General features: G+C 65.0%; 4 protein-coding genes and 1 tRNA gene. 2 read left to right on the top strand and 3 right to left on the bottom strand.

Translation table 11 applies throughout. The features are described 5' to 3' along the window. Positions 1-570: 570 nt before the first annotated feature. The 3 genes from bamC to H0X95_RS35425 form a co-directional block, all read right to left on the bottom strand. Positions 571-1,779, bottom strand: a complete 1,209-nt coding sequence (bamC, locus tag H0X95_RS35435) for an outer membrane protein assembly factor BamC (protein ID WP_059723753.1) — start codon at positions 1,777-1,779, stop codon at positions 571-573. Between the two features lie 140 nt (positions 1,780-1,919). Then, a tRNA-Pro gene (locus tag H0X95_RS35430) sits at positions 1,920-1,996 on the bottom strand. 131 nt (positions 1,997-2,127) lie between these two features. Then, on the bottom strand, positions 2,128-2,841 hold the full coding sequence (locus H0X95_RS35425; RefSeq protein ID WP_006495357.1) for a class I SAM-dependent methyltransferase: 714 nt from the start codon (positions 2,839-2,841) through the stop codon (positions 2,128-2,130). A 319-nt stretch (positions 2,842-3,160) separates the two neighbouring features. Here H0X95_RS35425 and H0X95_RS35420 point away from each other — a divergent pair, with 319 nt between their 5' ends. Further along, on the top strand, positions 3,161-4,039 hold the full coding sequence (locus H0X95_RS35420) for a tyrosine-protein phosphatase (RefSeq protein ID WP_059723755.1): 879 nt from the start codon (positions 3,161-3,163) through the stop codon (positions 4,037-4,039). Positions 4,040-4,333: 294 nt separating this feature from the next. Beyond that, positions 4,334-6,544 carry a hypothetical protein gene (locus H0X95_RS35415; RefSeq protein WP_196446425.1) on the top strand — a complete coding sequence of 737 codons (2,211 nt, stop codon included), beginning with the start codon at positions 4,334-4,336 and terminating at the stop codon, positions 6,542-6,544. Positions 6,545-6,750 lie beyond the last annotated feature (206 nt).

Genomic DNA, 6,750 nt, shown 5'->3' with positions numbered 1-6,750 from the left:
GCTTTGCTACACGCTTCCTTCAGACCCCGCCTCGCGACGACGCCCTTGCGTTTCGCTAGTCCTTCGCCCCATCAGGCTGGACAGGGGACTTGCACCCCCAAGCTGTTGCGCATGCTCGGCGCACAAAAAATAGCCCGCGCTTCAGAGAAGCGCGGGCGAAACCGTCGCCCTACGAGGATAGGCGACGGGGCCATCGAGATCCGCACGCTGGCGCGGACCATCATCTGTTGCGCCGACGCTTGGCGCGTCGGCATGTGAAGGCGTCGATCCCGTTGTTCATGCGCTCGCCGCGCATTCCCGGTCCCTGACGCCATCCTCCCTGTTCTAACGATTCCAACCTATAAAGCAGGTTGCGTGCCAGACATTACACGCGCAATATTCCATTGATTTATAAGGAAAATTTTTTAGATCGGCGACAATGTGACACGTGTTCTGTCGTCGTAACGCGGGGATGTTACGTAACGTCACGAGAAGGGACGGGCCCCGCCGAACATGCGCACACGCTGGCGAGCGGACATGAAAAAAGCCCGCCGAATGGCGGGCTTTTCAAGGAGTGCGGAAACGCCGGGATCAGCGGAGCTGATTCACGAGCAACCCCATGATCTGGCGAGCGGCCGACGACGAATCGATTGCGCCCGAATCGTCGACGACCGCGACACGCGTCTGATCGGCCGTAAGCGCCTTCACGTTGACGCGATACTGCTTCGCCTGCTTTTCCTTCTTGCCGTGGAACAGCTGGCTCCAGAAGCCCTGCTCGGCCGAGCTCAGATCCTTCGGATCGACATAGCGCACGAAATACAGGCCCTTCGTGCGATCGCGATCGTCGACCGTGAAATTCGCGCGATCGAGCGCGAGACCGACGTGCAGCCACGACCGGTCGTACGGCTCGCCGAGCGTGACTTCGGACGGCACGGCCGCTTCGGCCGCGTCATTGCCTTGCGCCGACGTACGCGAGACGTTCTGCGCAGCGATCGCCGCGGCAGCCTTCGACGACGCGTCGGCATCGGCCTTCTTGTCCTTCGGGACCGCGTTGTCCTTGATGTTCGCGATCGGCGGTTCGCCGTTCTTCGCGCGCTGCTCGTTCTGCGCGAGCACGGCCATCAGCCGCTTCAGGTATTCCGTCTCGAGCGCCGGATCGTTCGGCTTCGGTTCCCACTTGCTCGAATCGTTGTTCGCGCCGGTGATCGCCTCGCGCATGCCCTTCTGGCTGATGAACACGTAGGTGCCGCCGTTCGGCGCCGAATCGAGACGCGTGCGGTACTTGTTGCGCTCGGCCGTCACATACGAATTGCCCATCGCCTTCGAGATCACGCTGCGGATCAAGCCGTCGTTGATCTGCGGATGGGTTTCGTTCCAGTCGGTTTCCATCACGCCCTTGTCGCGCTGGTCGACGACGAGCAGGAAGCCCTGCTCCTGCCAGAAACGGCGAACCTGCGGCCAGATCGCGGCCGGCTGCTTGCCGTCGATCACGAGCCAGCTTTCGGTGCCGTCGCGCTGGATATGCATGCCGGCGACGGCCGGCGCGACGGTGTCCAGCGCAGGCGCGGCCTGCTGGACCTGCTGGAGCGCGGACAGGGAAGTCGCGCCGCCCTGGGGCGGCAGCGAACGCTGATCGGCCGTCTCGTCGAGCATGTTGGGCGGCACTGCGAGCGACGCTTCCTTCGATTTCGAATCGCTCTTGTAGTCCACTTTCGTGGGCGACGACGTACCGCAACCGGCGACGAGCGCGCCGGTGGCGAGCACTGCAGCGAACCGCATGGTAAGACGAAGATCAGTCATGTTCGGGGAATCCTCTTCCGCTAAATCACGGCGCTTTCCGTGGATCAACCTTGCATTTTACCGGGGCCGCGTTGCGATGTGCAAAAAAGCGGCGGCCAAGAAAAAACCCGCGTCAGCTTGAGCTGACGCGGGTTCTTGTCTGGTCGGGGCGAGAGGATTTGAACCTCCGACCACCTGCACCCCATGCAGGTACGCTACCAGGCTGCGCTACGCCCCGAAAGAAAAAAATTATAACAGACAGTTTCCCGATTTAGAACGGGTCGCATGCATTTTGTGAATGTTCTCGTGCAATTTTTTGGCGTGATGGCGGCGATGCAGGCAATCCGCGGCACTCACCGCGCATCGTCGTCACCGCTTGCGTGCGACGCAGATGACCGTCAGGCCGGCGACGCGATTGAAGCGGAACATCGGCAGCTCGATGCGGCAGATCGTCTTCAGCAAGCCGTTGACGAACGGATGATGACGACGCAGTTGCGACGCAGGCTCGCGCGGCTGCGAACGCGCCCGCTCGCCCAGCCGCAACGCGGCCGCGAGCGGAAACGTGAGGCCGAAATAATAGGCGCCGTGCTCGACGTCGAGCCCGGCACGCCGCACCACGCCCTCGAGGCCGCCGAGCGTATACCTGCGCTTGTGTTCGAGGAAATCGTCGTGGCCGCTCCACAGGAACTGGAACGCGGGCACCGTGATCAGGAACCGGCTGCCCGACGGCGCACCCTGCACGTACTGCGTCAGCAGCCCGACGTCGTCGTCGACATGCTCGAGCACGTCCATCAGCAACACGAGATCGGCATCGAATCGATCGACGGCGCGCCGAAAGTGGATGGGCTTGCCGGCCGCCTCGCCGTCGCTGTCGTCGGCATAGCTCGTATCGACACACCACGCTTCCGTCGCTTGCGTGCGTTCGAGCAGATGCTTCGAGAAAAAACCGGAGCCCGCACCGACGTCGAGTATCCGGTTCGCGCCCGACGCGCCCAGAAACCGGCGAATCGCGCTCGCCTTCGACGCGTAGTACCAGTGATCGCCCACCCCCGCACCGAGTACGTCGACTTCCTTCAGGTCCATGGCGCTTCCCCGTGATGGCTGCCGTGTCGTGATATCGAACCCGCCACTGATGCCGATCTTACCTCGCCGCCATCGCCGCGCGTATCGGTCGATGCCCGGGGCCGCGCCGCTACCCGGCATTCGCCCCTAATCGAAAAGGACGATGGCCGCTTCACGGCAAATCGCTACCGTGCGGTAAGCCGGCGCGAGATCGACGTGCCCGGCAAGCCGTCCGACTGCATGCCGATCGATCCGGCTCACCCCGGCCTTGCCATGTCGCGCGCAGGCAGCGGCACCGCGGTCGCGACGCCTGGTAACCGTCTCCGACACAGGGCATCGAATGCATCAGAAAAACGAAATTTCCCGTCGACATTTTCTCCGGCTGGGCGCCGGCACGATCGGCCTCGCGCTGGGAAGCGCGTCGCTGCTGTCGGCATGCGGCGGCGACGCGATAGCGGTCGCGCCGGTCACGACGCCGCGGCTGGCGTCCGCGTCGAACTTTCGCGACACGGCCGGGCCGGACGGCACCGGCTACGTGACGACCAGCGGCGCGAAGATGAAGAAAGGCGCGATCTATCGCTCGTCCGCGCTCGCGCTGTCCGCCGCCGACGTCGCGACCGTCGGCACGCTCGGCATCACGCAGGTCGATGACCTGCGCACGCCCGCCGAGATCAAGACGCAACCCGATGTACCGCTCGCCGGCGCCGCCTGGCAAAACCTCAACGTGCTCGGGGCCGCCAGTATCGACCCGATTCCGACGACCGGCGCGACCGCGACGGCATTCATGCTGAGCATGTATCGCGCATTCGTCACGTCGGACAGCGCGCACGCCAGCTACCACGCGCTGTTCACCGGCTTCGCGGGCAGCGGCGACAACCGGGTGTTCCACTGCACGGCCGGCAAGGATCGCACCGGCTGGGCGACCGCCATTCTGCACTCGATCCTCGGCATCTCCGGGCAAACGATTCTGGCCGACTACCTGCTGACCAACGTCTATAGCGCAGCCGATATCGCCGCTTCGGTCGCCCACGCCCGACAAGCCGGCGGACAAAACGCGGCGGACATGATGACCGCACTGCAAGGCGCACACGCCGACTATCTGCAGGCGGCCTTCGATCAGGTCGCGACGTCGTACGGCTCGATGGCGTCGTACCTCGAGAACGGCCTGCAACTCGATCCGGCTACGCAAAACGCGATCCGGGAGCGCCTGCTGGTCTGACCGGCCGTTGCTGTGCGCATCCGGTGAAACCCGCGCCGGCCAAGGCCGGCCGCGGTTTTTCAGGGTTGCCTCGAAAGACGCCGACCGCCGGCCCGCACAAACCAAACGGCCGTTTGATACGGCCGTCCATCCACCGCGAATCCGTTGTCTGGCCGCCCGCCGGCGCCCCGCGCCCGGGCATCCGTTGTTTGGTAACGCCGCTCTAGCGCGCTATGACACACTGCACGGCATCGACGCTCGCGCCGTGCAGTCGCGCGCGCCGCCGTCGATCAAGACAAGACATGGAGACAGACGATGCGGAATGCGGTCCGGCGCGGCCATCGCTCGCCTTTGGCAATTTTCGACTGGTTTTCCGGCCTGCGACGCACGGTCGCCCCGGAATCGCCCACGACGTCCCGCGTGTTCGGCTGCGGCGCGCTGGCGCTTGCAGTGCTCTGCACCGGCTGCGCGGAATCGGCCGCGCAGCGCGACAGCAACACGTCCATCGCATCGACGAAGATCGAACGCACCAAGGCCGAGCGGCTCGCGCGCGAACAGCAGATCGCGCGCACCGTGCCGTCGCTCGCATCGATCAGCCTCACGCAGCCGCGCCCGTTCACGCTGCGCGACTCGGGCCAGAACGGCGCGATGACGTTCCTGCGCGACGTCGATTTCCGCATCGTCAACAACCTCGGCTTCTTCATCCACCAGTTGTCGGCCACGCTCGTGCCGACGCAGGCCGGCGCGCCGATCGTCTTCGACGATCCGACGAGCTTCGAGATCGACGTACATGAAGGCACGGTGACGCTCGACAATGCGAAGCTGACCGCCCTCTTCAACACCTACATCTTCGGCTATCGCAACGCGCCGCTGCGCAAGCTCGCAGTGTCGGCCGGCGACGGCGTGATCCATCTGCAAGGCGAGATGCAGCGCGACGGCTGGGTACCGTTCTCGCTGACCGGCACGCTCGCGATCCGCGACGGCAGCCGGCTCGTGTTCCACCCGACCGGCGTACGCGTGTCGGGTATCAACGCGCAGCCGGTGATGCGCGCGGCCAACGTGAAGATGGCCGACCTGCTGAAGGTGCAGACCCCGATCGCGCAACTTGCCGGCGACGATCTCGTGATGGCGGTCGACAAGCTGATGCCGCCACCGCGCCTGAAGCTCACGATCACCGCCGTGCGCGTGACGCCGGCAGGCCTCGACCTGAAGCTCGACGACGGCACGCATGCCGGCTTCGCGATGCCGGCGAATGCCCCGCAGCAGGCGATGTACATCCGCGGCGGCGACGTGAAGTTCATGCGCTCGATGCCGATGAACGCCGACATCCTGATCGGTCCGGTCGATTCGTCGAAGCGCGAGCAGACGTTCGTGTTCGACCTGTATCACTATCGCGACCAGGTGTCGGCCGGTTACTTCAACTTCGACGAAAGCGGCGCGATGGCGATCCGGATGCCTTCGTATACGGGCCCGGCGAGCGGCGCGCTGCTCGGCAACGCGGCGGCGCGCCTGAACGACAGCTTCCTCGCCGCGCAGCAGACTGCGCTGCGCGACGTGCGCCAGCACTGGGAAGCGTACGCGCTCGCGGCGGATGCGATGCGGCCCGGCATGCAGAAGGTCGCGATGCGGCGCACGTCGACGACGCCGTTCAACGAACGGCACGTGTCGAACCGCAACCCGACGATCCATCTGCGCAACGTCGACTTCAACCTGTCCGGCGATATCGGCTTTCATGTCGAGGATCTCGACGTGGAACTCGTGTCGAGACGGCCCGGCGAACCAGTCGATCTCGACGATCCGAACCAGTACGACATCCGCATTCTCGGCGGCACGGTCGTCGAATCGTGGAAGGCGATGTCGGCGCTCTTCAACAACTACCTGCTCGACTATTCGCCGCGTTCGCTGAACGACCTGCAACTGAGCGCGGACGGGCAGAACCTGCGCGTCCAGGGCGGCATCAAGCTGTGGAATCACGTACCGGGGGTCTGGCTGCCGACCGACATGAAGGGCTCGCTGACGGTGCTCGACGACCGGCACCTCGCCTTCAAGCCGTCGCAGGTGTCGGTGCTCGGCATCCCGCAGGCGACGCTGCTGCGCTCGCTCGGCATCGAGCTCGCGTCGCTGACGCCGTTGCGCCGACGCGGCGCGGAACTGCGCGGCGACACGCTCGTGCTCGACCAGTACACCGTGTTCCCGCCGCCCGTGCTGAACGGCAAGCTCGGCCAGGCAACGGTCGAACGCGACGGCTTGCGTCTCACGTTCCGGCGCGCAGCGGGTGCAGCCGCGCCGAAGCGGCCGCAGATCGATGCGCCGAGCTACATGTGGATGGAAGGCGGCGACATGAAGATGTTCAACGTGCTCGAACTGAACGTGCGCGCGTTGATCCGGAATTCGGCCGAGGCGGGCCCGATGCGGTTCGACCTGTACGGATACCGCAGCCAGGTCGCGCAGGGCTCGGTGCGGATGCTGCCGGACGGCACGCTGGTCGTCGACATCGGGCAGAAGAATCCGCTCGCGTCGCGCTGATCCGCATGCGCGACACGCATGAAAAAGCCCGGTGGCAGGTCGCCAACCGGGCTTTTTCAATGCTGCCTGCGCGCCGTGCGCTTGTATGTTCAGTACTGACCAGTACGGTAAAGTCTGGTGGTAGCCAGACGAGACCGTGCAGTTTGCCCCGCGCTTGGGTGTTGGAGCCCGTGACTGAGTACAAAACGCACGGTTGCCGTGCTGGT

This window comes from Burkholderia sp. 9779_493, assembly GCF_015712215.1.
Classification (GTDB): domain Bacteria; phylum Pseudomonadota; class Gammaproteobacteria; order Burkholderiales; family Burkholderiaceae; genus Burkholderia; species Burkholderia cenocepacia.
This window is presented reverse-complemented; position numbering and strand designations above follow the sequence as displayed.

Excerpts from the sequence above, each read along its gene's own strand:
- bamC (WP_059723753.1), bottom strand. The coding sequence starts at position 1,779 with ATGACTGATCTTCGTCTTACCATGCGGTTCGCTGCAGTGCTCGCCACC.
- H0X95_RS35425 (WP_006495357.1), bottom strand. The coding sequence starts at position 2,841 with ATGGACCTGAAGGAAGTCGACGTACTCGGTGCGGGGGTGGGCGATCAC.
- H0X95_RS35420 (WP_059723755.1), top strand. The coding sequence starts at position 3,161 with ATGCATCAGAAAAACGAAATTTCCCGTCGACATTTTCTCCGGCTGGGC.
- H0X95_RS35415 (WP_196446425.1), top strand. The coding sequence starts at position 4,334 with ATGCGGAATGCGGTCCGGCGCGGCCATCGCTCGCCTTTGGCAATTTTC.